Consider the following 15,303-nt stretch of genomic DNA (forward strand, 5'->3'; position numbering starts at 1 on the left):
GCCCTTTGCAAAACACGACCGATCGCTCCCTTGTCCGCGAGCTGGACAGATACTGGCTGCGGCTGACCCTGCTTGCCTGGCTGGCGGTCGGCATCTGGTTCCTGTTCGACCGGTGGAACGCGATCCAGTGGCTGTCGCTGGGCGATACCGACGACAATATGCGGCTTGCCCAGGTGCGCGCGCTGCTGAACGGGCAGGGCTGGTACGATCTGCGCCAGTACAAGCTCAATCCACCGGGCGGGTTCGATATCCATTGGAGCCGAATCGTCGACCTGCCGATCGCGGGCCTGATCCTGCTGCTCCAGCCGTTCGTCGGCACGGCCCAGGCCGAACGGCTGGCGTGCGGCATCGCGCCGATCCTGCCGCTCTCCATCGCGATGATCGGCATCGCCGCCACCGTGCGCCGGCTGGTCGGGGGGCTGGCCTGGCCGCTCGCGCTGATCTTCCTGGTCGCGGGCTGCACCTCGACCATCCTGATGTTCATGCCCGACCGGATCGATCACCATGGCTGGCAGCTCGCCATGCTGAGCCTGACGGTCGCCGGTCTTGCCGACCCGAAGGGCGCGCGCGGCGGCGCGATCGTGGGCGTCGCCAGCGCGGTATCGCTGACGATCGGGCTCGAGCTGCTGCCCTATGCGGCAATGGCCGGGGCGATCATCGCGCTGCGCTGGATCTGGGACCGTGGCGACGTGCAGCGCATGAGCGTCTATGCGCTGACGCTCGGGGGCGGATCGGCGCTCGGCTATGCGCTGTTCGCCTCGAACGCCAACCAGGTGCTGCGCTGCGACGCACTGACGCCCGTGTGGCTGAGCGCGATGGTCGCGGCGGGGGCGTTCCTGTTCATCCTCGGGCGGCTCAACCCGGAACGGCGTGCGGTTCGCCTGGCGCTGGCCGTGGTGGCGGGCCTGGTCATCGCGATCGGCTTTGCGCTGGTGTTCCCGCAATGCCTGGGGCGGCCCGAGCAGGTCTCGCCCGAGCTGGCGCGCAACTGGCTTGACAATGTCCGCGAGGCGCGGCCGATCTACAAGCACCCCTTCCGCACGGCCTTCCCGATCGTGACCTTGCCGGTGATCGGCATCATCGGCGCGTGCATCGCGACGTGGCGCGCGCGCGGCTCCGACAAATTCAACGGCTGGATGCCGGTGCTGCTGTTCTGCAGCTTCGCCGCCGCGATGCTGTTGTGGCAGGCGCGCGCCGCGCCGGCAGCGCAATTGCTGGCAGTGCCCGGCGCGACCGCGCTCGCCTGCATCGTCCTGCCCTGGTGCCTGGGCCACCGCTCGATCTTCGTGCGGGTGCTCGGCACGGTGACGGCCTTCATGGCGGTGTCCGGGCTGTTTTCCGGCATCGCGATCAAATATTTCAGGATCGATCCGCCGAGCAACCGGGTGCAGATCGTCAACAATGCCAGCGGCCGCTGCCCGACCATCCCGGCGCTCGCCCCGCTCGACAAGCTGCCCGCACAGACCATCTTCACCTTTGTCGATCTCGGCCCACGGCTGATCACCGTGACGCATCACAATGCCGTTGCCGGCCCCTATCACCGCAATGGCGATGCGATCCTCGACGTGCAGCACGCCTTCAAGGGCACGCCGGAGAATTTCCGCGCGATCGCGAAGCGCCACGGCGCGACCTTGCTGCTGATCTGCCCGAACATGGCGGAATCGACGATCTATCGCGCGCGGGCGCCGGGGGGCTTTTACGACGAGCTGGCGCACAACAAGGTACCGGCCTGGCTCGAGCCAGTCCCGTTGCCGAAGAAATCGCCGCTGCGGCTGTGGAAGATTCGCTACGAGCCGGCAGCTACAGCAGACTGATCCGCACCCCGTCGATCACGAACTGAACGGCGAGCGCCGCGAGGAGCACGCCGAGCAGGCGGGTGATCACCGCTTCGATCTTGACGCCGAGCACGCGCATGATCGGCCCTGCCGCGAGCAGCGCGAGCAAGGTCAGCGCAAGGATCGTCGCCAGCGCGGCGAGCACGACGAGCGAGCGTTCGAGGCCGTCGTTGCGGCTCATCAGCAGCATGACCGAAGCGATCGAGCCGGGGCCTGCGATCATCGGCATCGCCATGGGGAAGATGGAGACGTCCTCGACCTCGGGCGTCTCGGCGACCTTGGCCGCGCGGTCCTCGCGCCGCTGGGTGCGTTTCTCGAACACCATTTCGAGCGCGATCAGGAACAGCATGATGCCGCCGGCGATGCGGAAGCTCGCCAGGCTGATGCCGAGCGCGCGGAGCAAATCCTCGCCGAACAAGGCAAAGACGAACAGGATCGCCGAGGCGACCAGTACCGAGCGGATCGCCATCGCGCGGCGGTGCGTCGGCGAGGCGCCCTTGGTCAGGCCGGCATAGATCGGCGCGCAGCCCGGCGGATCGATCACCACGAAGAAGGTGATCAGCGAGGAGACGTAGAGCGCGATCAGGCCCGACGCATTCATTGCGCGGCGATCCGGTCGGCCATGACCGGTTTCATCACCCGCCCGTCCCACAGCCAGACGTCGAAGCTGCGCGCGCCGTCCGGCGCGACGTGCCAGCGCCAGGCGAGCGTGCGGTCCTCCGACTGGCCCTCGGCGGTCTCGCCGTCGCGGTAGCGCACCGCGGCGACGGTGGAGGGGCTGCCCTTGCACGAGCCGCGGCGGATTGTCGGCGCGTCGCCGGCCGGGCGCGGTGTGGCGAGGCCGTCGCCGCCGTCCATCGTCCATTTCCAGCTGCCGTCGCCCTGGCGCTGCCATATGGTCGAGAAATAACCGAAGGCATCGCCCTTCGGCCTGATCCATGGGCCGGTATTGACCGCCAGCGCGCCGTCGCACGAGACATAGCTGTCCGCCGCCCACCACATCAACGCAGCCGGCGGGTCCTTGCGGTCCTTGAGGAAGTCCTGCGTCTTCACCGGCTGGGGCGCGAACATCACCGAATCCTCGGTCGCGAAGCGGCGGAACGACGTCCATTGCCCTTCGGCCTGCGCAGCGCCGGCAAAGGCCTTCTCGGCCTGGGCAGCGGTCTGCGGCACGGCGGCGGCGAGGAGCAGGAGGATCACAGCGCTTCCTTGTCGTACGGGACCTTCATGCGACGATGCGCCGAGACGAGAGTGTTACGCAGCAGCACCGCGATGGTCATCGGCCCGACCCCGCCCGGGACCGGGGTGATCGCGCCCGCGACGCTGGCCGCGCCGGCGAAATCGACGTCGCCGACCAGCCCGTCCTCGGTGCGGTTGATGCCGACATCGATGACGGTCGCGCCGGGCTTGATCCATTCGCCGCGGATCATCTCGGGCCGGCCGACCGCCGCCACGACGATATCGGCACGGCGGACGACGCTCGACAGATCCTTCGTCTTCGAATGCGCGACGGTGACGGTGCAGCTTTCCTTGATCAGGAGCTGCGCCATCGGCTTGCCGACGATGTTCGAGCGGCCAATCACCACGGCGTCGAGCCCGGCCAGGTCGCCCAGCCGGTCCTTGAGCAGCATGATGCAGCCGAGCGGGGTGCAGGGCACGAAGCCGTTGAGCCCGGTCGCGAGCCGGCCCGCATTGACCGGGTGGAAACCGTCGACATCCTTGTCCGGGTCGATCCGGGTGGTGACGACCCGCTCGTCGATATGCGCCGGCAGGGGAAGCTGGACGAGAATGCCGTCGACATTCACGTCCGCGTTCAGCCGGTCGACCAGCGCTAGCAGCTCTTCCTGCGATACCTCGGCCGGGAAGCGGAACTCGAACCCCTCCATGCCGGCGGCCTTCACGGCCTTGCCCTTGGAGCGGACATAGACGGCGGAGGCGGTGTCGTCGCCGACCAGCACCACGGCCAGCCCGGGCGGGCGGCCGGCGGCGGCGACAAACGCCGTCACCTGCTCGGCGATGCGGCCGCGCAGGGCCAGGGCAAAGGCTTTTCCGTCGATGATATCAGCGCTCATGGCGCCGCCTCATAAAGACTGGCGGCGATTTTCGCCAGCAGCGCGGCATCGCCCGATATCTGGAGCCGCTTCAATCGCGCGGTCTCGCCGGCGATCAGCGTCACAGCGCGTTTCGGCACACCGAATGCCTTCGCGACAACGGCGATCAGCGCCGCATTGGCCGCACCCTCGACCGGCGGTGCGGCCAGTCGCGCCGCGAAATGATCGTCCGTGCCCGCCGCGAGAATGTCGCGGGAGGATCTGGGCGTGACACGAACCGCTATCGCGATCCCGTCCGGCCGGAGCGCCCAGGCGGGCAAGATCAGACGACGGGCGCGGCGACGATCTGGTTGTAGATGGCCGGCAGGATGATGTTCGACAGGATGAAGAGGATCAGCAGCACCACCAGCGGCGACAGGTCGAGCGCGCCGAAATCCGGCATGACGCGGCGGATCGGGCGGTAGAGCGGCTCCGTCATCTTCTTGAGCGCCTCCCAGATCAGGCGCACCGTATCATTATAGGTGTTGATCACGTTGAAGGCGATCAGCCACGACAGGATCGCCTGGATCACGATGATCCACCAGACGACGTTGAGCAGCACCTGTACGATCTGAAGAAGGACCAGCAAAAAGGTCAAGGGGGATCTCCGGGTCGAGTGGAAGGCAAGCGTAGCGAAACGCGTCCGTTTCGAACAGACCCGTTCAGCGCCGAACGAGCGTTCCCGCGCCGCGCCGGGTGAAGATTTCCAGCAGCATCGCATGCGGCACCCGCCCGTCGAGGATGACGGCGGCGTCGACTCCGCCCTCGACCGCCGCGACGCAGGTCTCGAGCTTGGGGATCATGCCCCCGCTGATCGTGCCGTCGGCGCGCAATTCGGCGATCGCCGCCGGATCGAGATCCGTCAGCAGCTCGCCCTGCTTGTCGAGCACGCCGACCACGTCCGTCAGCATGAACAGGCGTTGCGCGCCGAGCGCGGCAGCGATCGCGCCGGCCATCGTATCGGCGTTGATGTTGTAGGTCTGGCCATCGACCCCTTGTGCGATAGGCGCGACGACCGGGATGATCCCGGCGGACGACAGCGTATCGATGATCCGCCGGTCGACCCCGACCGGTTCGCCGACGAAACCGAGATCGACATGGCGTTCGATGCCCTGGAGCCGATCGGGCGTGTTGCGGCCGACCTTCTCAGCGGTGACGAAACCGCCATCCTTGCCCGAGATGCCGACGGCACGGCCGCCGGCCTGGCCGATCCAGCCGACGATCTCCTTGTTGATCGATCCGGCCAGGACCATCTCGGCGATCTGGGCGGTCTCCGCATCGGTGACGCGCAGGCCATCGACGAAGCGCGATTCGACTCCGAGCCGCTTGAGCATCGCGCCGATCTGCGGCCCGCCGCCATGGACGACGACCGGGTTGATGCCGACTGCCTTCATCAGCACCACATCCTCGGCGAAATCGCGCGCCGCCTCGGGATCGCCCATGGCGTGGCCGCCATATTTCACGACAAAGGTCGCGCCGGCATAACGCTGCATATAGGGCAGCGCCTCGACAAGCGTCTCGGCCTTGGCGAGCAGGGCCGGTTCGGGGAAGTGATCGGTCATGCGGGCCCCTTACTGATTCAGGGCCCGGAGCGAAAGCTATACCCCGCCCCATCGATGCAGACATGGAGTTCGACATCAAATGATGCTATTATCCGTGCCTGACACTGGAGACTCCCATGCGCACTACCCTCGCCCTCGACGACGATCTCGTGGCCAAGGCTCAGGCCTTTACCGGCCTGAAGGAGAAGTCCTTGCTGGTCCGAGAGGCGTTGAAAGCTCTCATCGAACGCGAAAGCGCCCTACGTCTCGCCCGGCTCGGCGGCAGCGAACCCGATCTCTCGGTAACGCCACGTCGCCGAGCCGAGCCTGCATGATCCTGGTCGACAGTTCGGTGTGGGTCGATCACCTGCGCAGCGGTGATCCGCTCCTCACCGATCTCCTCACAGCGGGGCAGGTTCTCGTCCATCCTTTCGTGATCGGCGAGATCGCCCTCGGAAACCTCCGTCAGCGCCACACAGTGCTGGGCGCGCTGCAGGGTCTGCCCCAAGCAGTCGTCGCTGAAGACAAGGAGGTACTGGACTTCATCGATCGACATGCCTTGTCGGGACTCGGCATCGGCTATGTCGATGCTCATTTGCTGGCGTCGACGCTGCTAAGTGCCAGCACCTTCTGGACTCGTGACAAGCGTCTCCACGGCGCGGCGCAACGACTTGGTGTCGCTGCGCCCTAGATGCTTCCCCTGCGGCGCGCGATTCTCAGCGCGCGTCCAGGCGGCGGCCGAGCCAGACGAAGAAGGTGATCAGGAACGGCACCAGCACGATCGACAGCACGACCTTGGCGAGCATCTGGCCGCCCATCAGCGTCAGGATGGGGCGTTCGCCAAGGAAGGAGATCGAGATGAACAGCACGGTGTCGACCACCTGGCTGACGATGCTGGCGATCATGCCACGCAGCCAGAGCATTTTACCGGTGTCCCGCCGCAGCTTCGAGAAGATGAAGATGTTGAGCGTCTGCGACGTGCCGTAGGAGATCAGTCCGGCGATCATCATCCGCGCGCTCTGCCCGACCACGATCGGAAAAGCGTCGATGGCGGGCGGGTACATGTCGGGATCGGTCGGCAGGGCGAGCACCAGCTGAATCAGCAAGGCAGCGACGATCAGCGGCACGAACCCGTACCGAACCAGCATGTCGCCCGCCTTGCGGCCGTGCAGCTCGGTCACCGCGCTGCCCATCACGACGAGCAGCAGGAAGCCGAAGATCCCGGCCTCGACCGCAAGCGGGCCGAGCTGGACCTGTTTCACCCCGAGCACGCCCGCGATGCAGACCATGCCGCCATAGAAGATCGAATAGACGAAGAGCGAGCGCGGGATCGCGGGGGCGGTCTGGTTCATCGCGGTGACGCTACCGCCTTTTACGCGCACGTCAAACCGCCACTAGCCCAATCGCGCCCTGTCTGTATGGTGGGTCCCCGCGTGCCCATTGGGTAGCGTCGTTAGTTTTGGCAGGGCGGGGCGCCACTTATGAACCATTTCCTCATCGGCATCGCGGGCATCGCGGTCATCCTCGGCATCGCCTTTGTGCTGTCGAGCAACCGCCGCGCGATCCGCCTGCGCGTCGTCGGCGCGGCGTTCCTGCTCCAGGCCGGCATCGCGATCCTGGTGCTCAAGGTGCCGGCCGGCGTGCGGACACTGGAGTTCATGTCGACCGGCGTCGCCAATCTGCTCGGCTATGCCAATGCCGGCACCAGCTTCCTGTTCGGCAGCCTTGCCGCCGACCCGCTCGGCAAGAATTTCGCGATCCAGGCGCTGCCGGTGATCATCTTCTTCGCAGCGCTCGTCTCGATCCTCTATTATCTCGGCATCATGCAGCTGGTCGTGCGCTGGCTCGGCGGCGCGATCGAATGGGTGATCGGCGTGTCCAAGGTCGAATCGCTCTGCGCGGCAGCGAACATCTTTGTCGGGCAGAGCGAATCCCCGCTCGTCATCCGCCCCTATCTCGCAAGCCTGACCCCGGCCCAGCTGTTCACCGTGATGACCAGCGGCATGGCCGGCGTGGCGGGCACGATCCTCGCCGCTTATGCCTCGATGGGCATCCGCATTGAATATCTGCTCGCGGCGAGCTTCATGGCCGCGCCCGGCGGCATCCTGATGGCCAAGATCATGATGCCCGACGTGAAGGAAGCGCCGTTCGACCAGCTTCCGCTGGGCGACGATCCCGAGGCAGAGGTGATCCATATCGCCGAGGCGAGCCATGATGAGGAAAAGCCCGCCAACATCATCATGGCGGCGGCGCAGGGCGCCCAGACCGGCGTGAAGCTGGCCGTCGCCGTCGGCGCGATGGTGCTGGCGTTCGTCGCGCTGGTCGCGCTGGCCAACGGCATCCTTGGTGGGGTCGGCGCCTGGTTCGGCTATCCGACGCTCAGCTTCCAGGGGCTGCTCGGCTATGTCTTCGCGCCCGTCATGTTCCTGCTCAACGTGCCATGGGACGAGGCGCAGATCGCCGGCGGGCTGTTCGGGCAGAAGATCGTGCTCAACGAATTCGTCGCCTATATCTCGCTCGGGGCTCAGCAGGGCCTGAGCCCGCGGACCATCGCGGTGATCACTTTCGCACTGTGCGGCTTCGCCAATTTCTCGTCGATCGCGATCCAGATGGCGGTGACCGGCAGCCTCGCACCCAACCAGCGCCCGATGATCGCCAAGCTGGGCATCCGCGCGCTGATCGCGGGCAGCCTGGCGAACCTGATGAGCGCGGCGCTCGCGGGGATGCTGATCAGCTGACCTGCCGGACCGCGCTGGCAGTGCGTTCGCACCGGTCGGCATAACGGTGATGCGACCAGCGCACGGCTTGCGCGATGGCGATCAGCGCGACGAGCCCGACCGCCGCGATCGGAACGAGGCGATCAGCCGACAGCACGCCCCCGAACAGCCGCTCGATCCCGTCGCCAAAGCCGTAACCGATGCCGGTGAACAGCGCCGCCCAGATCGCCGCGGCGAGCGCGTTGAGGGGCATGAAGGTGCGTGTGCGGATATGCGAGGTGCCGATCGCGATCGGGCTGACGGTGCGCAGGCCGTAGAGGAAGCGGAAACCCATCACGAACAGCACGGGATGCCGCTCCAAGGTGACCAGCGCCTTGGCGAAACCGGGCTTCGCGGCGATGCGTTTGACGCGGGGATGATCGCGGAAATAGCGGCCCGAGGCGAAAAACAGCTGGTCGGCGACGAACGAGCCCGACGCCGCGGCGAGCCATACCGCCCATAACGGCAGCAAATGCCGGTGCGCGAGCACGCCGCCGGCGACCACGCAAGTCTCACCCTCGATCCCCGCGCCGAGGAAGATCGCGGCCAGGCCATAGTCGGCGATGAGGGAGTTGATCGTCATCCGGCCGATTGATGGCGGATCGTGTCGAGCCTGACCAGCCCGCCGTCAGGCCTCGGGCTGCGCCACGCGAAGGTCGAGATCGGACAATGGCGTGCCAGTCGCCCGATCGACCACGACCGCGTCGACCGACGCCCCGCTGCCATTGTCGACCAGATACGAGACCGGGGCATCGCCGAAATGCCGGGCGCCCCAGGCACCGAAGGCGAACAGCACGGGCAGGAAATCGCGGCCGCTATCAGTCAGCAGATATTCGTCGCGCGGCGGATGCTCGCTGTAGCGGTGGCGTTCGAGCAGGCCGCCCTCGACCAGCGCGGTCAGGCGGCGCGTCAGGATGTTCGGCGCGATGCCCAGATTCTTCTGGAACTGGTCGAAACGCGTCGCACCGCCGCCCGCATCGCGCAGGATCAGCATGCTCCACGCATCGCCGACATGGCAGAGGCCGCGGGCGACGGGGCAAGGCCCGTTCGAATATTTTTCGGTGTCCATTGCACAATGATAGTCATGTTCCTATCATTATGCAAGTCACCGGCACCGCTCCTTCCTGTAGGCGCCGGGTTGAGCAAGGAGACACACCATGACGACTTCGACTCTGGGCACTGCCCTCATCACCGGCGCATCGACTGGACTCGGTGCCGTTTATGCCGACCGCCTCGCCCGCCGCGGCTATGATTTGATCCTCGTCGCCCGAGACGCCGGACGGATGGAAGCGCTGTCCGCGACGCTGAGCGCCGAGACCGGCCGTTCGATCGAGGTGCTGCCCGCCGATCTGACCGACCGCGCCGATGTGGCGAAGGTCGAGGATCGCCTCGCCTCCGATGCCGCGATCACCTTGCTGGTCAACAATGCCGGCATGTCACTCAACGGCGGCCTGCTCGACAGCGAGGTGAGCCAGGTCGAGAAGCTGATCGCGCTCAACATCACCGCGCCGACCCTGCTGGCCGCTGCTGCAGGCAAGGCGTTCGCCGCGCGCAAGAGCGGTGGGATCATCAACATCGCTTCGGTGCTGGCGCTGCTGCCGGAGATGTTCGACGGCGTCTATAGCGGCTCCAAGGCCTATCTGCTCAATCTCAGCAAGTCGCTGGCCAAGCAGCTCGAACCGCAGGGCGTGCGCGTCCAGGCGGTACTGCCCGGCGCGACCCGCACCGAGATCTGGGCGCGGTCGGGCAAGGATGTCGATTCTTTCCCGGTCGATTGGGTGATGGAAGCGGACCATCTGGTCGACGCCTCGCTGCTCGGCTTCGATCGCGGCGAGACGATCACCATTCCGCCGCTTGCCGATGAGGGCCAGTGGGATGCCTATGAGGCCGCGCGCCTGGCGATGGACGGCAAGCTTTCCAACCGCGAGGTTGCGCCGCGTTATCGTGAGGCGATCAAGGAAGCGGTTGCCGCCTGACCTCTCTCTTCACCCCTCCCTCTCAAGGGAGGGGTTGGGGAGTGGGTGCGCGCGTCTGCGCGCTCAAAAAGACTCGTTTCGCCTAGCTCGAAACGTCGAACGGGGCATCGAGCCCCGTTCGACGCTGCCCCACCCCCTTCCCCTCCCCTGAAGGGGAGGGGCTTAGAAGGTTAGAATCGATCCGATACCAGCCCGTCGACGGTCCGGTCCTTCAGCCAGCGGCTGCCGAAGCTGCGGAAATTGGTGACCCGGTCGAGCACGAAGCTTTCGCCCCTTGGCACGCGCAGGCGGAAGAAATCCGCTTCCGTCACATCGTTGAGATAGAAGGCCGCGCGCGGATCGGCCTTCTCCACCGCGATCTCGACATTGCTCATCTCGATATTGCGCACGTCGCGGATGAAGAATCCCGTGGCGGGCACGTCGCCGAACATGTTGGGCTCGGGATAGGCCAGCTCGTTGAGCGGCGGGCGGAGTGCCGCCATCGCCTGGGGGGCGCCGCCGATCTGGTGGAGGAAGACGTCGCTGATCTTCACATCCTCGATCGGATGGCCGGGAATGCCGGCCAGGATCGAGGGCAGCCAGCCGGCGCCCGAGCTGACGATATTGGTGATCAGCACCCGCTTCAATGTGCCGATCGGCGTGTCCTTCGGCCCGCGCATGCGCCGCCCTAGCCGCATGAAGATCGGCGAGCTGAAGCTGCCGCGCATCGTGACGTTGGTGACCGTCACATCCTCGAAATTCGCGCCGTCGACCGTTTCCAGCGCGAGGCCCTGGCTGTCGTCGAACACGCAATTGCTGATGGTGATCTTCTTGAAGCCGCCATTCGATTCCGTGCCGAACTTGATCCGGCCGTGGACGGTATTGGCGAAGGAGGCCGGCATCTTCTTCCAGGTGCCGTCGATCACCGATCCGATCACGTAATTGCCGGTGACCAGGCAATTGGCGATCATCAGATCCTCGGTGTCGCGCGGATAGCCGAGCGCGAAGCTGCTCTTGGGGCAGATCGCATCGTCCCAGGGCGAGTTGATCGTGCAATTGGTGATGCGCACGCCGCGGCAACAATCGATATCGAAGCCGTCGCGGTTGGTGTCGACCAGCAGATTGTCGATCGTCAGATTGTCGACACCGGTCGCGAGCAGGGCGAACCAGCCGCCTTCGAGCACCTGGAAATCGCGCAGCAGCACGTTGCGGCACAGCTTCAGCGCGATCGCCTTGTTGCCGGTGCCCGGGCCGTTCGGGTCGCTGAGATAATTGTCCTTGCCGTCGCCGCGACCGAGGCCCTTGCCCCAGATCAGGCCCGATCCGACGATCGCGATATCGTGCAGGCCTTCGCCCCAGATCAGGCTGTTGCGCCAATGGCCATGGCCGAAATCCTGATAGGCGCCGTGATCGCCGATCGGCTCGGCATGGTCATAGCCGCCGCTGCCGGTGGTCGGCGCGGGCGCCGCGAGGATCGTCGCGCCCTGATCGAGATGCAGCGTGATCCGGCTCTTCAGGCGGATGGTGTAACTGGCATAGGTACCGGCCGGGAAAAACACCGTGCCGCCGCCGCGCGCCGCGGCAAAATCGATCGCCTTGTTGATCGCGATCGAGTCGATCGTCGTACCGTCGCCCTTCGCACCGAACTGGCGGACATCGACCCAGCCGCTTGCGCCGGCGATAGGCAGCGGCCCCTGGCGCTCGGCGGCCAGCGCGGGGCTGGCGCCCGCTGCCGCGGTCAGGGCGGCCGATCCGCCCAGGATCATCGAACGGCGATCGAGCGTCATTGAGCCTCCCTGCAATCGAAAGGGGAAGCGGCGGTCCCGCCGCTTCCCCGATCCGTTTTTAGAACTTCACGCGGGCGCCGATGAAGAGCTCGGTGCCGATCACGTCATAGGTCGCGGCGAAGGTATTCGCGCCGGGACCCTGGGTCGAGACCGGAGGCTGCTTGCCGAACACATTGTTCGCGCCGCCGTAGAATTGCAGGCTCTTCATCACGTCCAGGGTGAAGGAGAGGTCGAAATAATTCTGCGCGCCCAGCTTCGGATAAGCGAAGTTGGTGATCGGCGGCGCGTTGGTCGCACCGGCACGCAGCGGCAGCAGATAGCGGTCGGTAGTGACCGAACCGATATAACGATGCCGGACGCTGAGGCTCAGATCGCCAAGGTTCCAGGTGATGCGCGAATTGCCCCGCCATTTCGGCAGCGGCTGGCCGCAGGTCGTGCCGAATGCACCGGCGCAGTAGTTCTTGATGTTCGGGAACGCCGCGACCGGAGTCGAGGTGAACTCGTCGAGCCAGGTGAAGTTGGTGCTGAAGTCGAACGAGCTCGTGTCGCCCAGGCCCGGGAAGCCGAAGCCGGTTTCGAGATGATAGCGCGCCGCGAAGTCGATGCCCGAGGTCTTGAGCGACCCGGTATTGGCGTTGCGGATCTGCGCGACATAGGGATCGTTGATCGCGCCCGAGTTCGGATCGCGCTTGATCGCCCGGCAATATTCGCTGTTGGCGTCCTGGATCACGTTATAGCACAGATTCAACGTGTTCTGCAGGCCGCCGCCCAGCGCCGAGACCGCGCCGTCCAGCGTGATGTTGAAATAGTCGACGCTGATATAGAGGCCCTTGGCGAAGGTCGGGGTCAGCACCACGCCCGCGGTGAAGGTATCCGACTTCTCCGCACCGAGATTGGTGTTGCCGCCGAAATCCGCCGGGATGATGTTGTTCGGCTGAACGCCGCCGATGTTGGGGCCACCAAACAAGGCGTTGGTCGGCACGCCGGTCGCGGCGCACAATGCCTTGAGGGTGGGCGTCTGCTGCGCGACGGGCGTCGAAGCCGAGCACGGATCCGTCGCGGCGCCGACCGAACGGCTGGTGCCGCCGAACAGCTCGTTGACGTTCGGTGCGCGGATCGCGCGCTGATATTGGCCGCGGAAGGCGATATCCTTGCTGACGCGCCAATCGAGCCCGCCGAGATAGGTCCACACCCCGCCGATGCCGTTCAGGCTGTAATCCGAATAGCGGAAGGCGGCGTTGGCGGTCAGGCTTTCGATGAACGGCGTGTTGTGGATCAGCGGCACGCGGATTTCGCCGAACACTTCCTTGGCCGAGACCTCGCCGCTGGTTGGCAGGCCCGGGTTGAAGCCGGCGACGTCGCCCGAGGACAGGAACGAGTCCGGATTGAACTTCGCGCTCGACTTGCGCCATTCGACGCCGGTCGAGAAGCCGACCGGGCCGGCCGGGAGCGAGAACAAGTTGCCGGTGACGTTGCCCGACGCGACCTGCAGCTCGGCCGTGGTCGAGTTGGTCGCGCTGATCGAGATCGCCGAGGCGCAGGCAGCGGTGATGTTCTGGCCGAAGATGTTGCAGACCGGGGCCGCGCCGCCCGCCGAGAGCAGGGACGCCTGAAGACGGCTGCGCGAGATGGCGTTGCGCAGCAGCGTCGTCTCTTCAGTGCGGGCATAGGTGTAATAGACGTCATACGACAGGTCGGTCAGGAAGCTGTCCGATACGCTGCCCAGATCGCCGCGGAAGCCCCAGGCGCCGCGGAAGGTGTTGCGGCGGGCATCGGCCTGGCGGCGTCCGACCTCGAGGTAACGACGACCGGCGGTGACCACTGCGAGTCCATCACCCGCGACCGTGGTGCGCGAGGCAGACCCGCTGGTCACCGTCGTGGTACCGACCTCGGCCAGATCGAGCTGGCGGAACACTTCGCGCAGCTGCGGCGTGAGATAGGGATTGTTGGTGTTGAACAGGGTCGGCACGCCGACATTGCTCGGCGCCAGCTGCGCGCTCACCAGATTGTTGGAGTAGTGCAGCTCCATGTACCCGGTGATGTTGTCGCTGAAGTCGTAGTGACCGAAGCTGTTGATCATCCAGCGCTCCTGCGGGACGATCAGGTAGTTGTCGGGGCCGAGGTTGAAATCGTCCTGCGGGGTGAGCGCCGGTCGCGCGGTCGTCCCTTCATTGTTGAAGGTGAAGCCGCGCGAGCCGAGGCTGCCGAGACCGGCGGCGGTGTAGGCCGCCTGAAGCGCCGGGCTGGCGGAGCCGAAGGTCGGGAGGCCCGAGAAACGGCCATTGGGAATGTCGCCGCTGCCGCCGGCGATGAAGCCGAGCTGGCCGCCGGCCGAAGTGCAGGTCTGGCCGCCCGGGATGGCGAAGGGCGTGCCGGCATGGTTGGCGTTGCCGCTGCCGGGCACGATGCAGCCGTCCGACAGCGAATCATAGGCGAAGTCGCCGCGCTCGCCGCGGGTGATCGCGCCGCGCTTCAGGTAGTTGCCCGACACGACCAAATTGCCGCGGCCTTCCGAGAAATTGCCGCCGAGCGTGACGTCGAAGGTGTAGGTCGGGGTGCCGGTGGGCGTAGCGTAGTTGAGCTGGGCCTTGGCCTCCACGCCCTCGAAATCGTCGCGCATGATGAAATTGACGACGCCGGTGATGGCGTCCGAGCCGTACACCGCCGACGAGCCGCCGGTGACGATCTCGGTCCGGGCGATCAGCGCGGTCGGGATGGTGTTGAGATCGGTGACCTGATCCGGACCATAGATCGCGAAGCGGCGGCCATTGACCAGCACCAGGTTGCGCGTGGCGCCGAAGCCGCGAAGGTTGATGTCGGCCGTACCACCGGGAACGGTGTTCGAGGTAGCGCCACCATTTTGCGAGGCGACGAACTGCGGCGAATCGCTCAGCAGCTTCTCGATATTCACCGTGCCGGCGAGCTTCACATCCTCCTGGCTGAGCACGCTGACCGGGGTCGAGGCGTCGAACTCGGCGCGCTTGATGCGCGAGCCGGTGACGGTGATTTCCTGCTCCTGCCCAACCGTCGCTTCGTCCGACGGGACAGCCGGTATCGCACTCTGGTCGATGACGGGTGCAACCGTCTGGGCCGAAGCGACCGAGGCGAAGCTCAGGCCGGCGGCGACGAGCGCCGATCCGCACAGAAAACGCGCGCGGCGGCTGATGATCTGGGTGTCTTTCATAGGTTCCATCCCCTCTTGCGGCCTCCCCGCAGGAGGCGCTCCGTTTATCCCGGCCGCTTGCGCGGCCCTGTCGTTCGCCGATTACCGGTCTTGTTCGTCCGTTCGATCCGCGATGCCGTTCCTGTGTATTTCGACCCTCGAAGTCAGTTCCGAGG

The 15,303-nt window shown here is 66.0% G+C and carries 16 protein-coding genes; 5 read left to right on the top strand and 11 right to left on the bottom strand.

The genetic code is table 11. The features are described 5' to 3' along the window. The first annotated feature begins 5 nt into the window (after positions 1 to 5). Entirely contained in the window at positions 6 to 1,814 is a 1,809-nt protein-coding gene (locus tag WC729_RS19940; RefSeq protein ID WP_372856045.1) for an AcrB/AcrD/AcrF family protein, read from the top strand. On the opposite strand, the gene WC729_RS19945 is transcribed toward WC729_RS19940, so the two are convergent. From WC729_RS19945 to argB, 6 genes are all read right to left on the bottom strand, one after another. Next, entirely contained in the window at positions 1,801 to 2,421 is a 621-nt protein-coding gene (locus WC729_RS19945; protein WP_372856636.1) for a MarC family protein, read from the bottom strand. The genes WC729_RS19940 and WC729_RS19945 overlap by 14 nt on opposite strands. 11 nt (positions 2,422 to 2,432) lie before the next feature. Continuing rightward, positions 2,433 to 3,035, bottom strand: coding sequence for a hypothetical protein (locus WC729_RS19950; RefSeq protein ID WP_372856047.1), 603 nt, complete (start codon positions 3,033 to 3,035; stop codon positions 2,433 to 2,435). Then, positions 3,032 to 3,907 carry a bifunctional methylenetetrahydrofolate dehydrogenase/methenyltetrahydrofolate cyclohydrolase FolD gene (gene folD, locus WC729_RS19955; protein WP_372856049.1) on the bottom strand — a complete coding sequence of 292 codons (876 nt, stop codon included), beginning with the start codon at positions 3,905 to 3,907 and terminating at the stop codon, positions 3,032 to 3,034. The genes WC729_RS19950 and folD overlap by 4 nt, the downstream gene beginning before the upstream one ends. Then, positions 3,904 to 4,206, bottom strand: coding sequence for a DUF167 domain-containing protein (locus tag WC729_RS19960; RefSeq protein WP_372856051.1), 303 nt, complete (start codon positions 4,204 to 4,206; stop codon positions 3,904 to 3,906). The genes folD and WC729_RS19960 overlap by 4 nt, the downstream gene beginning before the upstream one ends. Positions 4,207 to 4,208: 2 nt before the next feature. Beyond that, positions 4,209 to 4,514, bottom strand: coding sequence for a YggT family protein (locus tag WC729_RS19965; RefSeq protein ID WP_372856637.1), 306 nt, complete (start codon positions 4,512 to 4,514; stop codon positions 4,209 to 4,211). Between the two features lie 73 nt (positions 4,515 to 4,587). Then, complete coding sequence (argB, locus tag WC729_RS19970; protein WP_372856053.1) at positions 4,588 to 5,487, bottom strand: acetylglutamate kinase; 900 nt, start codon at positions 5,485 to 5,487, stop codon at positions 4,588 to 4,590. 116 nt (positions 5,488 to 5,603) lie between these two features. Here argB and WC729_RS19975 point away from each other — a divergent pair, with 116 nt between their 5' ends. Together WC729_RS19975 and WC729_RS19980 are read left to right on the top strand one after the other, a co-directional pair. After that, complete coding sequence (locus WC729_RS19975) at positions 5,604 to 5,801, top strand: type II toxin-antitoxin system VapB family antitoxin (RefSeq protein ID WP_372856055.1); 198 nt, start codon at positions 5,604 to 5,606, stop codon at positions 5,799 to 5,801. Beyond that, positions 5,798 to 6,157 carry a type II toxin-antitoxin system VapC family toxin gene (locus WC729_RS19980; protein ID WP_372856057.1) on the top strand — a complete coding sequence of 120 codons (360 nt, stop codon included), beginning with the start codon at positions 5,798 to 5,800 and terminating at the stop codon, positions 6,155 to 6,157. Before WC729_RS19975 ends, WC729_RS19980 begins: the two co-directional genes overlap by 4 nt. Positions 6,158 to 6,182: 25 nt before the next feature. Here WC729_RS19980 and WC729_RS19985 read toward each other — a convergent pair whose 3' ends face one another. Continuing rightward, on the bottom strand, positions 6,183 to 6,818 hold the full coding sequence (locus WC729_RS19985) for a queuosine precursor transporter (RefSeq protein WP_372856059.1): 636 nt from the start codon (positions 6,816 to 6,818) through the stop codon (positions 6,183 to 6,185). A gap of 129 nt (positions 6,819 to 6,947) precedes the next feature. Here WC729_RS19985 and WC729_RS19990 point away from each other — a divergent pair, with 129 nt between their 5' ends. Then, positions 6,948 to 8,204 carry a NupC/NupG family nucleoside CNT transporter gene (locus WC729_RS19990; RefSeq protein WP_372856061.1) on the top strand — a complete coding sequence of 419 codons (1,257 nt, stop codon included), beginning with the start codon at positions 6,948 to 6,950 and terminating at the stop codon, positions 8,202 to 8,204. Here the strand turns inward: WC729_RS19990 and WC729_RS19995 are convergent. Together WC729_RS19995 and WC729_RS20000 are read right to left on the bottom strand one after the other, a co-directional pair. After that, entirely contained in the window at positions 8,197 to 8,805 is a 609-nt protein-coding gene (locus tag WC729_RS19995; RefSeq protein ID WP_372856063.1) for a DedA family protein, read from the bottom strand. The genes WC729_RS19990 and WC729_RS19995 overlap by 8 nt on opposite strands. A gap of 45 nt (positions 8,806 to 8,850) precedes the next feature. Continuing rightward, positions 8,851 to 9,291 (bottom strand): winged helix-turn-helix transcriptional regulator, encoded by a 441-nt coding sequence (locus tag WC729_RS20000; protein WP_372856065.1) that lies wholly within the window; start codon positions 9,289 to 9,291, stop codon positions 8,851 to 8,853. A gap of 88 nt (positions 9,292 to 9,379) precedes the next feature. Here WC729_RS20000 and WC729_RS20005 point away from each other — a divergent pair, with 88 nt between their 5' ends. Continuing rightward, positions 9,380 to 10,198, top strand: coding sequence for an SDR family NAD(P)-dependent oxidoreductase (locus WC729_RS20005; RefSeq protein ID WP_372856067.1), 819 nt, complete (start codon positions 9,380 to 9,382; stop codon positions 10,196 to 10,198). A gap of 170 nt (positions 10,199 to 10,368) precedes the next feature. On the opposite strand, the gene WC729_RS20010 is transcribed toward WC729_RS20005, so the two are convergent. Both WC729_RS20010 and WC729_RS20015 read right to left on the bottom strand, forming a co-directional pair. Next, positions 10,369 to 11,964, bottom strand: coding sequence for a glycoside hydrolase family 28 protein (locus tag WC729_RS20010; protein WP_372856069.1), 1,596 nt, complete (start codon positions 11,962 to 11,964; stop codon positions 10,369 to 10,371). A 58-nt stretch (positions 11,965 to 12,022) separates the two neighbouring features. Next, positions 12,023 to 15,148, bottom strand: coding sequence for a TonB-dependent receptor domain-containing protein (locus tag WC729_RS20015; protein WP_372856071.1), 3,126 nt, complete (start codon positions 15,146 to 15,148; stop codon positions 12,023 to 12,025). Between the last annotated feature and the right edge of the window lie 155 nt (positions 15,149 to 15,303).

Origin of the sequence: Sphingomonas sp., assembly GCF_041661825.1 — a bacterium.
Lineage (GTDB): Bacteria > Pseudomonadota > Alphaproteobacteria > Sphingomonadales > Sphingomonadaceae > Sphingomonas.

Excerpts from the sequence above, each read along its gene's own strand:
- WC729_RS20005 (WP_372856067.1), top strand. The coding sequence starts at position 9,380 with ATGACGACTTCGACTCTGGGCACTGCCCTCATCACCGGCGCATCGACT.
- WC729_RS19990 (WP_372856061.1), top strand. The coding sequence starts at position 6,948 with ATGAACCATTTCCTCATCGGCATCGCGGGCATCGCGGTCATCCTCGGC.
- WC729_RS19985 (WP_372856059.1), bottom strand. The coding sequence starts at position 6,818 with ATGAACCAGACCGCCCCCGCGATCCCGCGCTCGCTCTTCGTCTATTCG.
- WC729_RS19975 (WP_372856055.1), top strand. The coding sequence starts at position 5,604 with ATGCGCACTACCCTCGCCCTCGACGACGATCTCGTGGCCAAGGCTCAG.
- WC729_RS20015 (WP_372856071.1), bottom strand. The coding sequence starts at position 15,148 with ATGAAAGACACCCAGATCATCAGCCGCCGCGCGCGTTTTCTGTGCGGA.
- folD (WP_372856049.1), bottom strand. The coding sequence starts at position 3,907 with ATGAGCGCTGATATCATCGACGGAAAAGCCTTTGCCCTGGCCCTGCGC.
- WC729_RS20010 (WP_372856069.1), bottom strand. The coding sequence starts at position 11,964 with ATGACGCTCGATCGCCGTTCGATGATCCTGGGCGGATCGGCCGCCCTG.
- WC729_RS19995 (WP_372856063.1), bottom strand. The coding sequence starts at position 8,805 with ATGACGATCAACTCCCTCATCGCCGACTATGGCCTGGCCGCGATCTTC.
- argB (WP_372856053.1), bottom strand. The coding sequence starts at position 5,487 with ATGACCGATCACTTCCCCGAACCGGCCCTGCTCGCCAAGGCCGAGACG.
- WC729_RS19980 (WP_372856057.1), top strand. The coding sequence starts at position 5,798 with ATGATCCTGGTCGACAGTTCGGTGTGGGTCGATCACCTGCGCAGCGGT.
- WC729_RS20000 (WP_372856065.1), bottom strand. The coding sequence starts at position 9,291 with ATGGACACCGAAAAATATTCGAACGGGCCTTGCCCCGTCGCCCGCGGC.